Genomic DNA, 17,215 nt, shown 5'->3' with positions numbered 1-17,215 from the left:
CCGACGACTACGCGCCCTGTGCCTCCCGCCGGCTCTCCCCTCGCACCCCGACGTCACGCACCCGGGGCCCCGAAGTCGCCCCACGGCGTCCCGTCGGGCGGCGGGGTGCCGGGAACCTGGGGCGGAAGGCTGTCGCTCGGGGTGGCGGCAGGCGTCACGGAATCCGAGCCGGGGTAGGGAGACGGCAGGGGGGACGGCATGTCGTTCGGCAGGGCCCTGTCGAAGCTGTACCTGTGGTGTCTGTGGGACGCGGACGGCCTCGGGGAGCCGTTGGCGTTCTGGCCGTTCTGGCCGTTCTGCCCGTCCTTTCCGTCCGTTCCGTCCTTGCCCTCCCGGCCGTCCGTTCCGTCCCTGCCCTCGCGGCCGTCCTGCCCGTCCTGGCCGTCCTGGCCTTCATGTCCGTCTCTTCCGTCCTTGCCGTCTTTCCCGTCCTTGCCCTGGATGCCCTGCGGACCGGCCGGCCCGGCCGGGCCGGGCGGGCCCGAGGGGCCGACTTCGATCTGATGAGCCTGCAGATCGTCGATCTGCGCCTGCTCGGAGATGAGCGCAAAGGACTGCACGACGAGCGCGGCGATCAGTGCAGCACCGAGCACGAGGTGACGTCGCGGCCTTCGTTGGATTTCGTTCACGCTGATCACATGACCCCTCACGGTGTGTGACGGCGCCAGTGTAACTGACGGACAGTCAGATCAAGTGGAGATCCTCACGGAGAGTCCCCGGCCGGTGGATGGAGTCGACGAAGCTCAGCATGCGCCGGTAACCCTCTGTCGATGCCGGACAAGGTGACCGTCCGGCTGAAGAGTGTCCCTCCGGGGGAGTCGGTCGACGTGGCGGTCTGCGCGTCGGCCTCTGTGGCCCTGGCAGCCTCCGTGGTCTCCGCGGCCTGGGCCGGCTGCGCTGCCGCCGCGCCGCCGAGCATCGCGCCCGCGGCGGTCGTACCGGAGTGTCCGAGCAGGGATCGTCTGGAAATTCCTGACACAGTGCCCCCTCTTTCGCCGGCCGTACGGGTGTCTCCCGAGGCCGCCAGCGATCGTATGAGTGTTCGATGGCCGGGGGAGTTGAACGACATCGTCCGCTAGTGATGATGCGCGGATCGCGCGATCCGTTCGCCCGCGAGAACCGTGAGCGCCTCGCCACGCTGGAAGCCATCCGCGACAACGTCGAGTGGACCGGCGACCCCACCCAGATCGCCGGCTGGCTCATCCTCGAATACGGCATCCGCGGCCCCCGAACCGCGGAGGAGTGGGCCCGGTGGGCGACCGAGCAGCTCACTGAGCACCTGCCCTGAGCCCGCGCGACCGGCCCCGGCGATGTGGTGAGTCGTCCCGCCCGACCAGACCCTGGCCGCCAAGCACCACGGGCTGTACCCGGCACTGCCTCCGGCAGGGGACCGATCTGCCGAGACCGGAGGCGCGCTACTGTACGGCGGCGCTCCGTAGGCCCGTCGAAATCCCCGCTCATCAGGTCGCTTCGAGCGTAGGAACCGGCCCCGCAAGGGGCGCGCGGAGCGCCAGGAAGAGAGCGAAGGGGCGCCCGGCGGAATGAGTCCGACGGGCCGGATCGGAGGCGGAGATGACTGCTGCGGAGAGCGCCGGTGCGTCGTCACGCCGATCCGATCTCGGCGTACCCCGCCTGGTCGGCCGCGACCGCGACCTCTCGTTGCTCGAGCAGGCCCTCGACGGGCGGCCGGGATTCGTCGTCGTGGCGGGTGAGGCGGGGATCGGGAAGACCCGGCTGCTCCACGAACTCCTGCGGCGGCGCCCGGAGACGGCGCTGGTCGCGGTGTGCCCGCCGTTCCGGGAGCCCTACACGCTCGGCCCGGTCGTCGACGCCGTACGCCGGCTGACCGACCGTGTCGCCGGTCTGCCGCTCACCGGGCTGGCGGGGGCGCTGCGGCCCGTCTTCCCGGAGTGGGCCGGGCAACTGCCGCCCGCGCCCGAGCCGCTGCCCGACGCCGCAGCCGCCCGGCACCGTCTGCTCCGCGCGCTCGTCGAACTCGTCGACGCCCTCGGCGTCGGGCTGTTCGTGGTGGAGGACGCCCACTGGGCCGACGAGACCACGCTCGAACTCCTGCTTTTCCTGCGGTCCCGGCGGGAGCCGAGCCCGCGCCTCGTCCTCACCTACCGGCCCGAGGACGTCCGCCCGGCGTCGCTGCTGCGCCGGCTGCTCGCCCAGGCCGGGGTCACCCGCCTGGAACCCGGGCCCCTGGACACCGCCGGGACGGCGGACCTGGTGTCCTCGATGCTTGGCGGGGAGCCGGTCTCGGAGGAGTTCGCCGAGTTCCTCCGCGGCCACACCGACGGGTTGCCGCTCGCGATCGAGGAGTCCGTCCGCCTGCTCCACGACCGTGCGGACCTGGTCTGCGAGGACGGCGCCTGGCTGCGGCGCGACGTCGCGGAGCTCGACGTTCCGCCCAGCATCCGCGACGCCGTGCTCGAGCGGACCTCCCGTCTCGGCCCGGCGGCCGGCGCGGCGCTGGCCGCGCTCGCCGTACTCGAGGGGGAGCGGGCCCCGGCACTGGTCGCCGAGGTCGCCGGCATACCCCTGGCCGAGGCGGAGGACGGTCTGGTCGAGGCGCTCGCCGGGGGGCTCCTGCACGAGGACCGCGACGCCCGGGTGGGGTTCCGTCACATGCTGGCCGCGCGCAGCGTCCACCACGCCCTCGGCGCCCTGGAGCGCGGTCGTCTCCACCGCCGCGCCGGGGAAGCCCTCGAACGGGAGCCGGTACGCCGCGTCGCCGAGCTGGCCCGGCACTTCCGGGAGGCGGGCGATCCGGGCCGCTGGGCGGTGTACGCCGAGCAGGCGGCGGAGCGTGCGATCTCGTCGGGCGACCCGCGCACGGCGTTCGGACTGCTCCTCGCCCTCCTGACCGGCGGTGCCGTCCGCGGCGCGGCGGTGTCCCGTCTGGTGCAGCGCATGCCGCTGTACGCCGCACCTGGTGACGGACCACTGCGCGAACTCGTCACCGTGCTGCGCGAGACCGCAGCCGGCGAACTCCCGCCGGCGGAACGTACCGAGGTCGCCTGGCAGCTGGCCCGGCTGATGTTCCATGTCGGTGACGTGGACGCCGCCTCGGTCGAGATGGAGCGGGCCGTGCCGGGGCTGGTCCAGGACCGGCCGGTCGCCGCGGTCCACGCGATGATGATGCTCGCCCGCCCGCTCGGTACCGCCCACCCGGCGGCGCATCACCGTGCCTGGCTGGAGCGCGCCGGACGTCTCATCGAGGCCGCGCCGGGCCCGTCGGCCGAGGTCCGGCTCGCCTTTCTCATGGACCGCGCCGCCACGCTCCTCGTACTCGGCGATCCCACCGGCTGGGCGGCGGCGCGCGACCTTCCCGCCGACGGGCGGACCCCGGGCGAAGTGCTGCAGCGTGCCCGGGGGTTCGCGAACCTCGGTGAGGCGGCGATGCTGTGGGGCCGCTACGACGACGCCCGGCGCCGGCTCGACGCGGCCGCCGCCCTGGCCGAGCAGCACCAGCATCTGCGCCTGCGCGACCTCGTCGGGGCGACCCTCGCTCACCTCGACTGGCTCACCGGCGACTGGACGGGACCGGCGAAGTGGCACGCCTCGGCCCTCGACGCCGACGAACCCGTGTTGCGCGCCGACGCACTGCTGCTGGCCGGTCTGCTCGACGCCGCTCGCGGTGACCACCGTCGGGCACAGGAGCAGGTCCGCGCCGCGCTCGCTGTCGGGCGTCCGCGCGGTCCCGCCGACGGTTCGCGCGACCCGTCCGCCGTGCTCGCGCGGCTGGCGATCGCCGCCGGCCGGCCCGGGGAGGCGCTGGCCGCCACCGACGCCGCCTGGCGGCTGGTGGAGGCCAAGGGGCTCTGGCTCTGGGCCGCCGAGATCGCCCCGCTCCGGATCGGCGCCCTGCTCGAAGAGGGGCGCGTCGCGGAGGCCGCCCGCGCGGCCGAGGACTTCGCGGCGGGTACCCGCGGTCTGGACGCGCCGGTGGCGACGGCGGCCCGCCGGCAGATCACGGCCCTGCTCGCCCGCGCCGACGGTGATCTCAGCGGCGCCGCCGGGCACTTCGAGGAGGCGAGCGCCGCCTGGACCGCACTGCCGAGACCGTACGACGCCCTGCTGGCCCGCGAGGCGGCGGCCGGCTGCCGCCTCGTCGGCGGCGAGCGGGTCCGGGCCGTCGGCGTGCTCCGGGAGGTCTTCGACGGCCTCACCGCCCTCGGCGCGACCGGGGACGCGGACCGGGTGCGGCGCACCCTCGCGGACGAGGGGGTCCGCATCGGAGCGCGGGTGGGCAGGCCCGGCTACGGTGACCGGCTCTCGCCGCGCGAACTCGACGTGGTCCGCCTGCTCGTGGAGGGCCGGACCAGCGCACAGATCGCCCGCGTCCTCGGGCTCTCGCCCCGCACCGTCGAGAAGCACGTCCACTCCGCGATGCGCAAACGGGGCGCGCCCTCGCGCACCGCGCTCGCCGTCGTCGCGGTGGAGTCCGGTGACGTACCGCTGCCGGGGAGCGTGCCGCGGCAGCTGCTGACGGAGTAGTCGCCGTACAGCCACCGGAATTTGCCGGGTAGTTCTGCGCATTGTCGGCTCCTCGGCGTGCGGCGTTCACTGCTGGCTCTGGGACAGAACGGAGCAGCCGCGATGACCTCTGGCAACGGCGTCGAACGGTCCGGCGAGGAGTCGGCGGTCGGCCCCATCGACGGACCCCTCAAGGGTTCCACCGAGGACTCCGACGAGGACTCACACGAGGACTCCACCGAGGACTCACACGAGGACTCCGACGAGGACTTCGGCGTGGACTCCCACGAGGGCGCCGACGACGGTGCGGCGGACACCACCGTCGGTCCGGCCTCGGACCCGGCCCCGGCGACGAGCGCGGACCGGCCGCGTGAGTACCGGCGGAAGACCGGCGTGGTGTACCGGCCGGTCTGACCAGCAACCCACTCGAGTCGGCCCGGCCGACGCACCCTCCCGGGAAGAGCGATGCACAGACGACTACGCATATGGGCCGCCGGACTGGCGGTCGCCTGCTCCGTGGCGTTCGGCCTGACGGCCGTCGCCCCGGCGCAGGCGGCGCCCACCGCGAGCGACGGCACCCCGACGAGCACGGCCGGCTACAAGCCCGCCGGATGCGCAGAACCCGTACCCGCCTCCGAGCGGAAGGGTGACGCGCCCTACGCCACCTGCGACCTCATGGGCGTGACCGACAGTCACGGTGCCTTGGCCGCAGGCTCGTCCGCCCCGCCCGCCGACGCCCTCACCCCGAACGACCTCAGGGCGGCGTACGAGCTGCCCAAGGGCGGCTCGGGCACGACGGTCGCCATCGTCGACGCCGGCGGATACGCGACCGCCGAAGCCGATCTGGCCGTCTACCGCAGCACCTACGGCCTTCCCGCGTGCACGACGGCGAACGGCTGCTTCACCAAGCTCGACCAGAACGGCGGCCACAACCTCCCGCCCGAGGACGCCGACTGGTCCATGGAGACCGCGCTCGACCTCGACGCCGTCTCCGCCGCCTGCCCGGAGTGCCGCATCCTGCTCGTCGAGGCCGACTCACCCGGTATCGACGACCTCGGCCAGGCCGAGAACACCGCCGCCGCCCACCACCCCGTGGCCATCTCCAACTCCTACGGCATCCCCGGCGAGGGAGGGAGCTTCGCGACGGCGTACGACCACGACTACGACCACCCCGGTATCGCGGTCACCGCGTCCAGCGGCGACTACGGCAACATCGTCAACTGGCCGGCGTCGAACGGGAACGTCGTCGCCGTCGGCGGGACGACGCTGACCCGCGACGGCACCACCGCCCGCGGCTGGACCGAGGCGGCCTGGGACAGGGGCGGCTCGGGCTGCTCGAGCGTCGAGCCGAAGCCGGCGTACCAGCAGGGCATCGACACCGGCTGCGACAACCGTGCCATCGCCGACGTGTCCGCGGACGCCGACCCGGCCACCGGCCTCGGCATCTACAACTCGAGCCCCGCGGTCGGCGGCTGGCTCCGGGTCGGCGGCACGTCGCTCTCCTCGCCGCTCGTCGCCGCGATGTACGCCCTCGCGGGCACCCCGACGCCCGGCACCTACCCGGTGACCTACCCGTACGCAGACACGAACGCCGGCGACCTCACCGACGTCACCTCCGGCTCCGACGGCTACTGCGGCAACCAGCTCTGCAACGCCCGCACGGGCTGGGACGGCCCGACCGGGCTCGGCTCGCCCGCCGGCGTCGGCGCGTTCCGCCAGGGCCCGCACGGTATGGTCACCGGTACCGTGCGCGGCACCGGCTCGGCAACGGCCCACGGGCCTGTCCCGGGCGCCTCGGTCACCGCCACGGACGCGGACGGCCGCAGCTACACCGCCACGACCGACGCGTCGGGCGACTTCACCATCGCCCCCGCGCCCGGCGACTACACCCTGACCGTCGCGCAGTTCGGCTACGCGACGGCCACCACCACGCTGAAGGTCACCGAGGGGCTCACCGCGAAGAAGTCCCTCACGCTGCGCGCCCTGCCCACCCACGTCGTCTCCGGCACCGTGACCGACGCCTCGGGCCACGCCTGGCCGCTCGCCGCGACGATCACCGTCGACGGCTATCCGGGCGGCGCGGTCGACACCGACCCGGCCACCGGCCGGTACGCCGTCCGGCTGCCGGACGACGGGAACTACAAGCTGCACGTCGCGGCGACCCTGCCCGGCTACCGGACGTCGGACGACACCGTCGCCGTCGGTACCGGCGACGTACGCCACGACATGGCGCTGCCGGTGGACGCGAGCGCCTGCACCGCGCTCGGCTACCGCTTCGGATACGACGGCACCACGACCGGCTTCGAGGGCTGGACCGGCGCCGCACCGAAGGACGGCTGGACCGTCACCGACACCGCCGGCTCCGGGGTCACCTGGCGCTTCGACGACCCGAGCGGCACCGGCAACGACACCGGCGGCACCGGCGAGTTCGCCGAGGTCGACTCCCGCGACGGCGGCATCGACACGCACGAGACGACCAGCCTGGTCTCGCCGGTGCTCGACCTGAGCGGCGATGCCACGCCGATCGTCTCCTTCGACAACTCCTTCACCTCCCCCCGCTACAACTCCAACGCCTACGTCGAGGTCAGCGTCGACGGCGGCCAGACCTGGACCTCGGTCTGGCACATGTCCCGCACGATCGCCTACGGCCCCGAGGCCGTCGCGATCCCGCAGGCCGCCGGAAAGAGCGATGTGCAGGTCCGGTTCCGCTACGACGCGGTCCACTCGTGGTACTGGAAGGTCGACGACGTCTTCATCGGCAACCGCTCCTGCGACGCCGCCGCCGGCGGGCTCGTGGCCGGCACCGTCGAGGACGCCAACACCGGCAAGGCACTCTCCGGCGCCGGTGTCAGCGTGGCCGGTACCCCCACGGCCACGACGACCGACGGCGCCTACGAGCTGTTCGCGCCCGCTTCGGCCGCCGACAACTCCGGCCGGACCACGCTCGGGGTCGTCGACGGCGCGTACACGGGTTCGACCGCGAAGGTCGCCGTCGCCCGCGACCGGGTCACCGGGAAGGACTGGCGCCTGGGCGCCGGCCGGATCAGCGTGTCCGGCGGTTCGCTGCGGGTCACCCAGCCGCTGGGCCGGTCGGCGACCCGGACCGTGACGCTCCGCAACACCGGCACCGCACCCGTCCACGTCGTCCTCAACCCGCAGGACGGCTCGTACACGCCGGAGTCGCACTCCGGGCAGACGGGCGAACGCGGCACCGGCGCACCGGTCCGGCACGCCGCCGGCGACTTCACCCGTGGGTCGCTGCTCACAGGCGGGTCGCACGAGGCCGCGACCCGGGCGGGCTCGACCGGCGCGGCCACCGTGGCGGGCGCCACCGCGTGGACGACCGCCGACGCCCTGCCGACGTCGGTGATGGACGGCGGCACGGTGACGCTCGGCGGCAAGGTGTACGCCTTCGGCGGGACCGACGGGGCGAACGTGCTGTTCAAGGCCTACGTCCACGACCCGGCCACCGGCGGGTGGCGACGGCTGGCGAACATGCCGCAGGCGCTGGAGAAGCCCGGCGTGGAGGCGGTCGGCGGCGAGATCTACGTCGTCGGCGGCTGGAACAGCACCCGCAACGCCTCGGCGGCGGTGTACCGCTACGACCCGAAGCACGACTCGTGGTCCACGGCGGCCTCGCTTCCCGCGGGCGTGGTGGCCGGCGGTACGGCGGTCCTCGGCGGCCGGATCTACGTGGTCGCCGGCTGCGGCGGCAACTGCTTCCCGGCCTCGCAGGCGACCTACGTCTACGATCCCCGGGCCGACGCCTGGAGCCAGGTCGCGAACTACCCGATCACCGACTCGTGGCTCTCCTGCGCCGGCATCGACGGCCAGGTCGTCTGCGCCGGCGGGACCGACCCGGTCAGCGGCGAGGAGACGACGGCGACGTACGCCTTCGACCCGGCCACCGGCGTGTGGACCGCGCGGGCCGAACTGCCGTACCCGGACTGGGCGATGGCCTCCGCCTCCTCCGGCGGACGGCTCCAGCTGGTCGGCGGCGTCACCGGCGGCCGGCTGACCAACCAGGCCGAGGAGTACGACCCGGCGACCGACTCCTGGTCGGCTCTCCCGGCGGCCGACGCGCTGGTCTACCGCGGCAGCGGCACCTGCGGTCTGTACGTCGTCGGCGGCGCGGACGGCGGCAACCATCCGGTCTCCGGCGTCGAGCAGCTGCCGGGGTACGGCGACTGCGGTGACTCGGGCGCCGTCACCTGGCTGTCGGCGCCGCACACCGTCACCGTCGCCCCAGGCGCCGCGGTGACGGTACCGGTCACCCTCGACGCGAACGAGGTCGACCGGGCCGGCACCTACACGAGCGGGCTGACCGTCGGCACCGACTCGCCGTACGCCGTCCCGGCGCTTCCCGCGACGATGAAGGTGACCGCCAAGCACTGACCGCGGACGGTCGACCGGCCCACGGCCGACCGACTGGGCACGACCTGCACGATCTGACGGGGCTCCCGGGAACCGCACCGGGAGCCCCGTTCCGATGTCGGCACCGCGCCCGTAGCGAGCTTCCCGGAGTCATCGAGCCGCGAGCACCTCCGAGTTGATCGCATTGTCAGTGCCTGCTGCCACCATCCCCCCATGCTGTACGACTCCTTGGTGGCCGAATCCCGCAAGAACGACCCGCTCGACGACGTGAGGTCCGCCGCGCTCGGCCGCGTCCGCTGGCTCGTCGACCTCCTGGAACGTCAGCGGACCGAGGCCCGATGGTCCATGGGACCCGAACACCGGCCGTCCGAGGCGGAGGAAGCGGCGATCCGGGCCCGGATCGACGGTCGGCTCGCGGCCTGCGCGGACGAGGAGGGCCGGGCCGCGGTCCTGTGCCTCATGCTGGCCTCCCGCTTCGACAGCGCGGGATCCTGGCGGTACGACTCCGAGATCGGAACCGCGTTCCCACGGGTGCACGGCTGGACGCCGGACGAGGTCGCGGTGATGCTGGTCCGCGTCACCGAGTTCGACATGGGCTACTGGTCCGCCGGCCCCCTGGGGACGGCGCTGGACGCCGCCGAGCGGCTCGGCGCCGACGGCTGCCGTGCGGTCGCGCCCTGGCTGCGGCGCGCCCACGCGAAGCTCATGAGCGGCGAAGCCTCCGCGCATGTGCGCGGGCCGCTCGTCAAACGCCTCCGTGCGCTGCTCACCAGAGCGGACGAGGCGGACATCCCCGAGGGGCTGATCCCGCCGTACGCCCCCTGGGCCGCCCCGCTGCGCGACCGTGCGAACACGCTGCCGACCGCGGAGCTGGCCGACTTCGTCCGGCACCTGGCAGCTCTGTCCGGACCGCGTCCCACGCAGCGGTGGCGACGGACGTGCCTCGAACGCGCGGACGCGGCGACGGCGCGGAACCTCGTGGCCGGCGCCCTGCGGGCACTGGCCGAGGACGACCCGCTGTGCAGCAGGAGAAGCGGCGCGCACACCGGCTGGCTCAGCGGCCGTCACCACTATCACTACCTCGTCCAGCAGAGCGACGGCGACCTGGCCCGTGGCGTCGTCTGGGCGGCCGCGCTGACCGGCGGCCAGGCCACGGTGCGGCACCTCGGCGCGCTCGCCCTGCGAGCCGGCGGACCCGGGTCCGACGTGATCGAGGACCTCAAGCTCGCGGGTGCGACGATCAACGCGTTGGCCGAGACCGGCGATCCGGCCTCTCTGGAAACCCTGTGGCGGCTGCGGTCCCGGATCAGGCACCGGGCGCTGCGCAAGCAGCTCGACACCGCGCTGGTGACGGCAGCCGGGAAGCAGGGCATCACGGCGGAGCAGCTCGTCGAGCGCAGCGTGCCGGACCACGGCCTGGCGGCGGACGGCTCGCTGGAAAGGGAGCTGGGCGGACACCGGGTCCGGATGACGATCGAGGACGCCGCGACCGTGCGGCTGACCTTCACGCGCCCCGACGGAGGGAGGTCCCTTACGGCTCCGGCGGCGGTGAAGGACGGCTTCCCGGACGAACTCCGGGAGTTGAAGGCCTTGGCCAAGGAAGTGCGGGGGACCCTGTCGGGTGAGCGGGCCCGCGTCGAGGCGCTGATGTCCACGGGGCGCGAGTGGCCGTACGACGAGTGGTGCCGCCACTACCGCGACCATCCGGTCACCGGGACGCTCGTCCGCGGCCTGATATGGGAGTTCCAGGACACGGTCGGCCAGTGGCATGCGGTGGCACCCATGGCCGAGCCGCCCGGCGAACCCGAGCGCGTCCGGTTGTGGCATCCCATCCGGGCGTCGGCGGACGAGATCAGGGCATGGCGGGAGCGGCTCGTGGCCGAGCGGCTGCGGCAGCCGTTCAAACAGGCCTTCCGGGAGATCTACCTGCTCACCCCGGCGGAGGAGGAGACCGGCGTCTACTCCAACCGGTTCGCCGCCCACATCGTCCACTACCGGCAGCTCTACGCGCTGTTCAAGGAACGCGGCTGGCAGTCCAACTTCCTCGGCCCGTACGACGGCGGTTACGACGGGCTCGCGCGGGCCGAGTTCGGGGACGGCGAGTGGCGGGCCTGCTTCCACCACGAGCCCGCCGCGGACGACGACGGCAGCTACGCGCCCGAGCACGCCGCGACGGACCAGGTTCGCTTCGAGCGGCGGAACGGCCGGCGCTGGCAGGAGGTCCCGCTGGCCGAGGTGCCCCCGCCGGTGTTCAGCGAGGCGATGCGGGACGTGGACCTGTTCGTGGGCGTGACCTCGATCGCCGCGGATCCCGACTGGACCGACCGGGGCGAGGGCCGCTATGCCGGGTACTGGCGGACGGCCACGTTCGGCGCCCTGACGGAGAGCGCCGAGGTCCGCCGCGCGGCGCTGGAACGGATCGTGCCCCGCCTGAAGATCGCCGACCGGTGCACGCTCGACGGCCGCTTCCTGCTCGTCCGCGGGGACCTGTGCACGTACAAGATCCACCTGGGCTCGTCCAACATCCTGATGGAACCGGACGACGCCTACCTGTGCATCGTCCCGTCACGCGGCAGTGCCGACGCCAAGGTGTTCCTCCCGTTCGAGGACGACCGCCTCTCCCTGATCCTCAGCAAGGCGTTCCTGCTCGCCGCGGACACGAAGATCACCGACATGACGATCCTCCGCCAGATCAAGAGGGGTACCTGATGGCGACCGTGACATTCCGGGACGAGACCGCGACGGGCAAGCCGGTCACCGAGTGGGAGGTGGCCGGGCTGCCGGAACGGATGACCGTACGGGAGCTGATCAGACTCCGGGTCCGCGAGGAGGTCGCCCGGTACAACGCCCGCCCGAGCAACCACTTCAACGGCCTCGTCCGCCCCGACGACGCCGAAACGGAACTGAACGGCTACCACCTCCGCGAGCCCCGCCACATCAACTGGGAGCGCCAGGCGGAAATCGCCGAACGCGCCTTCCTGACGAACGGCTTCTTCGTCCTGACGGGCAACCAGCAGGCGGATACCCTCGACGAAGTCGTGGACCTCACCACGGCCCCGGACCTGGTCTTCATCAAGCTCGTCGCGCTTGTGGGCGGTTGAAGGACGCACACCCCGAACGCGCCAACCTGGTCTGCACACGAGGGACCGGTACGCGGAAGCCGCCGCATGAAACTGTGACTCGGATTCGGATGTGGCCTTTCGAGGTGGTGGTCAGGGACTGCCGGTGGATCGTCAATGGTGCGCAGAAACTCGACCCGGTTCGCATGACCGGTCTCCGATAAAATGGGCGAATCAGGAAAAATCCCCTCCGCAGCGGAGGCGGATCTGTCCATCCGCGCGCGGCCGGGTCGGCCGGCGGATCTGGAAAGGCACCGTTATGGCCAAACAGATCACCTGCCGCAGGGTCTACGAGGAGACCTCGCCGCAGGACGGAAAGCGCGTACTCGTCGACCGGGTGTGGCCACGGGGCATGCGCAAGGAGGACGCGCATCTGGACGAGTGGCTGCGTGATGTCGCCCCGACGACCGAGCTACGCAAGTGGTACGGCCATGAGCCCAGCCGCTTCACCGAGTTCCGCCGTCGCTACCTGGCAGAACTGCGGGATGCGGGGCATCGTGAGGCGGCCGAGCATCTGCGAGACCTGGCGGCGCACGACAAGCTCATGCTGTTGACCGCCACCAAGGACGTGGATCACAGCCAGGCCGCTGTCCTGGCCGAGTGGCTGACCAAGAAGCGGTGACGTGCGGGAATGACGGAGAAAATCCGGGCCATCCCCCGGACCGTCCGCCTGGGTGGACACCGCTCGCGCTCCGATCTCCACCCCTGGCTCCACCTATGGGTCCAGGTGCTTCCCGTCTGGTCAGAGCAGCCTTGAGGGCATGACAACGACCGAATGGTTCACCGACACCGCCCTCATCCTGATCGTCTTCCGGCAGCTGCGGGAAGGCCGTCTGGGCCCGAGGACCTATCTGCTTCCGCTCGGGATCGTCTCCTTCGTGGCCTACAAATACCTCCACACCGTTCCCACCGGAGGCAACGACCTGGTCCTGATCGGCGCTCTGGTGGGCGTCGGCGTCGTGCTCGGCGTCAGCGGTGGCGTCTTCACCCGCATACGGACCGCCGGCGAGCACGTCCTGATCAAGGCCGGTGTGATCTCGGCGGTCCTGTGGGTGATCGGCATGGGCGCACGCCTCGGCTTCCAGCAGTGGGTCGAGCACGGCGGCGCCGACGACGTCGCACGCTTCAGCATCGACCACCAGATCACCGGCGAGCAGGCGTGGGTGGCGGCGCTGCTGCTGATGGCACTGACCGAGGTGGTCACGCGGCTGGCCACGATCTTCGTCCGCAGCCGGATGCTGACCCGTCGCGGGCCGGTCGAGGCTGCTGCGAAGCCCGTACTCGTCACGGACCGTGTGGGCTGACCGTGCGTTATGGTCGCGGTATGGCAGCGGCGAAGACCGACCGTCCCCCCGCGGCGGCCGGGAATCGGCTTCCGCGGTGGGACGTCCGTATGCCGTGGCTGATGGTGGCCGCGACCGTTATCGCCGGCATCGTCACCATCCGGCCGATGGGTTTCAGCGGCCTGGGTCTGGTGGTCGCCCTTCTCTTCCTCGTCAACTGCGCGGTGCTGGCAGCCCGGCTGCTGCCGGAGGATCTCGTCCCCGAACGGTTCGTCGTCGTGTGGCTGGCGCTCGGCGTCGTGGCGGCAGCGGCACTGCTCGGCACCAGCCGCACCGGGTCCGCCTACCTCTTCGCATTCTTCCTCGCCGGCCACATCGGGTACCGGCTGGACACCAGGCCGGCCCTCGCGCTCGCCGCGTTCTGCAGCCTGCTGTGCGGCGGTGTCCTGTACTTCCGGGCCGGACCGGACAACCACGCGCTGACCGTGGTGGTCGGTCTCGCCACCGGCATCGCGGTACTGCCCGGGATGGCCGCACGCAGCCGGGCCCAGGCCACACAGGCGGCGATCTCCGCGGCCGAGGCCTCCGAGCGCGCCGCCCGGGCCGAAGCCCGGACCGCGGTGCTCACCGAGCGCAGCCGGATCGCCCGGGACGTCCACGACGTCCTGGCGCACTCGCTGGCCGGCATCAACATGCAACTGGAACTCGCAGACGCCCTGATCGACACCGGCGACCTGGAGAAGGTCCGGGAGGCCACCGGCAAGGCCCACAGTCTGGTCAGGGAGAGCCTGAAACAGGCGCAGTGGACCGTGCACGCCCTGCGCGAGGACTCCCTGCCGCTGCGGGAGAGCCTGACCGCGATGCTCGAGTCGTCGGGCCACAGAAACGCCCTCACCGTCACCGGAGCCGTCCGTGAGCTGTCGGCGCAGGTGACGCAGAACCTGCTGCGGATCGCCCAGGAGGCACTGACCAACGCCGCCCGGTACGCGCCCGGCGGCGAGGTCGGCGTGCAGCTGAGGTTCGCCGAGGGATCGACCACACTGACGATCCGCAACCGCCCCGCCACCAACCCGGTGGCCACGGGCCCAGGCAGCGGGATGGGACTGATCGGAATGCGCGAACGCGTCGCCCTGCTGGGCGGCACCATCACCACGGGACCGGTCACCGAGGGACCGGACCGGGGCGGCTGGCAGGTGGAGGCGGTGATCCCGGGATGAGCGAGTCCACCGACGTCTCCCGGCCTGTCAAAGTGATCGTCGCCGACGACCAGGCCGCGGTCCGGGAACCGCTGGCCGCGGTCCTTTCACTGGCCGAGGACATCGACGTCGTCGCGACCGCGGCCAACGGGAGTGAGGTTCTGACAGCCGTGGCCGCCGGCCCGGTGGACGTCGTGCTGATGGACCTGAGAATGCCCGTCATGGACGGGACCGAGGCGACTCGCCGGCTGAGCGAGGCGCACCCGGACGTGGCCGTGGTGGTGCTGACCACCTTCGCAGACGACGACTCGATCATGGCCGCCCTGAGCGCGGGAGCCCGCGGCTACCTGACCAAGAACGCCGGACGCCAGGACATCACACGAGCGATCCGGGCCGCCGCCTCCGGCCAGTCGGTACTCGACCGTGAGGTCCAGGACCGGCTCCTCGCCGCCGTACGGACCAGGCAGCCGGCCCCCCAGCAGCCTCTGCCGGCGGACCTCACACCCCGGGAACGCGAGGTGCTCACCCTGATCGGCCAGGGCCTTCCCAACCGGGCTATCGCCGAGCGGCTCTTCATCAGCGAAGCCACGGTGAAGACCCACATCAACAACCTGTTCGCCAAGGCGGACATCCGCGACCGGGCCGACGCCGTCCGCCGCGCCATCGACGCCGGGCTGGCCTGACCAGGTTTCCCTGCCTCTGCCCACCGCACGTTCCGCACCGCCGGACGCGGCACGTGTGTTCCGGCATGATGGGCGAGACCCTGCTTCACGGCTGCCGGCGGCGGCCTGGGGGATGTCCGAGGTCCCGGAAGGCGTACGGGGGCTGCCGGGGGGCGAGGCCTTCCGACTTCACAAAGCGGCATTGTGGACGCCAGTTGGACGGGGTTGCTGATCGCCGTGGTGGGCGTGGCGGGAACGCTGGGGGCCGCGCTGCTGACGCAGAACCGCGCGGACCGCACCAAGCGCATGGAGCTCCAGGCCGCCGCTGAACAACGGCGCGAGGAACGCGGTCATGCCGAGGAACTGCTCCGGGCGGAGCAGGCCAAGCAAGGGCAGCGCGAGAGCCTTGAACGGCGGCGCACCTGCTACATCACCCTGAACACTGCCTCACGCCAGTATCTGACGGCGATGACCAACTACCCCCACGCGCTTCAGCGCAGTGAGGACGTTGCCGCGTCCCTCCAGAATCTGGAGGCGTGCAGGCTGGCCTACAGGGACAGCTACGCGGTCTCCCGGATGATCGTTCCGGACGCGGTGTTGCGTGCCTCCAGCACGGCGAAGACGCAGTTGAACACCGCATACGGCAAGCTCAGGAAGTACGGAGCGGCACCCTCCACATACGCCGAGGAACTGGCGGCCCTGGAGGGGGATCTCCATGAGGACGTCTGGCCCTACCTGGGCGCACTGAAGCAGTCCATGCGCGCCGATCTGGGCGTCGACGACCAGACGCGAGGCTGATCACATGGCGGACTGAAGACCATCGCAGCCTGGGCAGCCGCCACCGGAAACCGGAAACTCGGCATCGGGTGCCTACCGGCCCCATCCCCGGCCGACCCCTCAGCGCCGACTGCGAGGTTCGCCTGTTTCTCCTGCTCGAGTTCACCGATGGGGGAAGGTGAGCCGCAGAACGATCTCACCGTCGTCGATCTCCCCGGTGGGCTCGAACCCGAACTTCTGGTAGAAGGGCCACGGTTCGCCGTCGCCGGGCTCGTAGCTGGTCAGCAGCTCGGTGGCGCCGTCCGCGCGCACCAGGGCGGCGACCTGTACGAGCGCCTCTCGGCCGATCCCTTGTCCCTGGTACTGCTTGTCGACGAGCAGGCGCCAGAGGAAGTGCCGCCCTTTGTAAGGACCGGCCGGCGGTTTCCACGACAGCATGACAAAGCCGACGGGCTCGTCGCCGCGGTACACGGCCCGGTACCAGGGGTTGGCCTCCGGTTTCTTCGCCGCCTCCTTGAGCGACTTGGACACGGAGGCGACGAACTGCTTCTGGTTGTGCCGGACGTGGAGGGCGCGAACGGCATCCCGGTTGTCGTCGGTGATCTCCCGTAGGTGCACGCCTGGGGATCTCATGCCCCATCCCTTCCGCATCCGGCAGCTACGCCATCAGCGTCTGCGTGAAGAGCCGCCACCGGGCGGCATTCCCATGCGTCCGCTGTCGAGGACGCCAGATCGGACGTCTTCGCAGCGTATTCGACACAGGCGATCGGGACCGGGACTGGCACGCCCGGATGCGACCGTGTGCAAGACAGCTCCACCGCATGTCCTGGCGATCACGCGCGGAGCCGGCGGCCCAGGGGTATTGCGGCGGCAGCACGATGTGGCCCAACCTCCACTGTCGAACGTGTCGAACGTGTCGAACGTGTCGAACGTGTCGAACGTGTCGAACGTGTCGAACGTGTCGAACGTGTCGAACGTGTCGAACGTGTCGAACGTGCGGACAGAGGCAGAACGACACGAGGAACGGGACGGGATGTCGGACGATGAGCCCGAGACGTGGTTAGTACGGAGCGAGGGGACCGTGCTCCGACAGCCTGCCGACAACGGCATGCTGCATGCTGCTCTTCGACCCGAGGCGGGGGCACAGCCCATTCGTCAGCTAGATGGGCTGACCTGGGTAAACACCACAAGGCCCTGTCCACGAAGAGTCCACAGACCGCGTCCTAGCTAGGGCGTGTATCGAATGTGCTGGTCACAGCCACTCGTTGATGGCTGCGACGAGGACGGTCGCCTCGTAGCGGACCGCGAGCTTGTCGTAGCGA

13 protein-coding genes are annotated in these 17,215 nt (G+C 71.8%); 11 read left to right on the top strand and 2 right to left on the bottom strand.

Annotation, left to right across the window (positions count from 1 at the left end; translation table 11 throughout):
* Positions 1 to 53: 53 nt before the first annotated feature.
* On the bottom strand, positions 54 to 593 hold the full coding sequence (locus ACFYX0_RS29970) for a hypothetical protein (protein ID WP_388974655.1): 540 nt from the start codon (positions 591 to 593) through the stop codon (positions 54 to 56).
* 488 nt (positions 594 to 1,081) lie between these two features.
* On the opposite strand from ACFYX0_RS29970, the gene ACFYX0_RS29965 reads away from it, so the two are divergent.
* The 11 genes from ACFYX0_RS29965 (at position 1,082) to ACFYX0_RS29915 (ending at position 15,914) form a co-directional block, all read left to right on the top strand.
* Positions 1,082 to 1,288, top strand: coding sequence for a hypothetical protein (locus ACFYX0_RS29965; RefSeq protein WP_388974740.1), 207 nt, complete (start codon positions 1,082 to 1,084; stop codon positions 1,286 to 1,288).
* 284 nt (positions 1,289 to 1,572) lie between these two features.
* Positions 1,573 to 4,503 (top strand): ATP-binding protein, encoded by a 2,931-nt coding sequence (locus ACFYX0_RS29960; RefSeq protein ID WP_388974653.1) that lies wholly within the window; start codon positions 1,573 to 1,575, stop codon positions 4,501 to 4,503.
* 102 nt (positions 4,504 to 4,605) lie between these two features.
* A complete protein-coding gene (locus ACFYX0_RS29955) occupies positions 4,606 to 4,896 on the top strand; it encodes a hypothetical protein (protein ID WP_388974652.1) in 291 nt (96 codons plus the stop codon).
* Positions 4,897 to 4,947: 51 nt separating this feature from the next.
* On the top strand, positions 4,948 to 8,877 hold the full coding sequence (locus ACFYX0_RS29950) for a kelch repeat-containing protein (RefSeq protein WP_388974650.1): 3,930 nt from the start codon (positions 4,948 to 4,950) through the stop codon (positions 8,875 to 8,877).
* A gap of 192 nt (positions 8,878 to 9,069) precedes the next feature.
* Positions 9,070 to 11,565 carry a DUF4132 domain-containing protein gene (locus ACFYX0_RS29945; protein ID WP_388974648.1) on the top strand — a complete coding sequence of 832 codons (2,496 nt, stop codon included), beginning with the start codon at positions 9,070 to 9,072 and terminating at the stop codon, positions 11,563 to 11,565.
* Complete coding sequence (locus ACFYX0_RS29940) at positions 11,565 to 11,957, top strand: hypothetical protein (RefSeq protein ID WP_355922563.1); 393 nt, start codon at positions 11,565 to 11,567, stop codon at positions 11,955 to 11,957. Before ACFYX0_RS29945 ends, ACFYX0_RS29940 begins: the two co-directional genes overlap by 1 nt.
* A gap of 277 nt (positions 11,958 to 12,234) precedes the next feature.
* Positions 12,235 to 12,597, top strand: coding sequence for a DUF488 family protein (locus ACFYX0_RS29935; RefSeq protein WP_355922566.1), 363 nt, complete (start codon positions 12,235 to 12,237; stop codon positions 12,595 to 12,597).
* A gap of 139 nt (positions 12,598 to 12,736) precedes the next feature.
* Entirely contained in the window at positions 12,737 to 13,279 is a 543-nt protein-coding gene (locus tag ACFYX0_RS29930) for a hypothetical protein (RefSeq protein ID WP_388974646.1), read from the top strand.
* Positions 13,280 to 13,368: 89 nt separating this feature from the next.
* Positions 13,369 to 14,475, top strand: a complete 1,107-nt coding sequence (locus ACFYX0_RS29925) for a sensor histidine kinase (protein WP_388974738.1) — start codon at positions 13,369 to 13,371, stop codon at positions 14,473 to 14,475.
* The gene (locus ACFYX0_RS29920) at positions 14,472 to 15,137 is read left to right on the top strand and encodes a response regulator transcription factor (RefSeq protein WP_355922572.1); all 666 of its coding nucleotides are present in this window, start codon (positions 14,472 to 14,474) and stop codon (positions 15,135 to 15,137) included. The genes ACFYX0_RS29925 and ACFYX0_RS29920 overlap by 4 nt, the downstream gene beginning before the upstream one ends.
* A gap of 183 nt (positions 15,138 to 15,320) precedes the next feature.
* A complete protein-coding gene (locus tag ACFYX0_RS29915; protein WP_388974644.1) occupies positions 15,321 to 15,914 on the top strand; it encodes a hypothetical protein in 594 nt (197 codons plus the stop codon).
* 141 nt (positions 15,915 to 16,055) lie between these two features.
* Here the strand turns inward: ACFYX0_RS29915 and ACFYX0_RS29910 are convergent, their stop codons facing one another.
* Positions 16,056 to 16,526 carry a GNAT family N-acetyltransferase gene (locus ACFYX0_RS29910; RefSeq protein ID WP_355922577.1) on the bottom strand — a complete coding sequence of 157 codons (471 nt, stop codon included), beginning with the start codon at positions 16,524 to 16,526 and terminating at the stop codon, positions 16,056 to 16,058.
* Between the last annotated feature and the right edge of the window lie 689 nt (positions 16,527 to 17,215).

Source organism: Streptomyces sp. NPDC002573 (genome assembly GCF_042889625.1).
Classification (GTDB): Bacteria; Actinomycetota; Actinomycetes; order Streptomycetales; family Streptomycetaceae; genus Streptomyces; species Streptomyces gibsoniae.
This window is presented reverse-complemented; position numbering and strand designations above follow the sequence as displayed.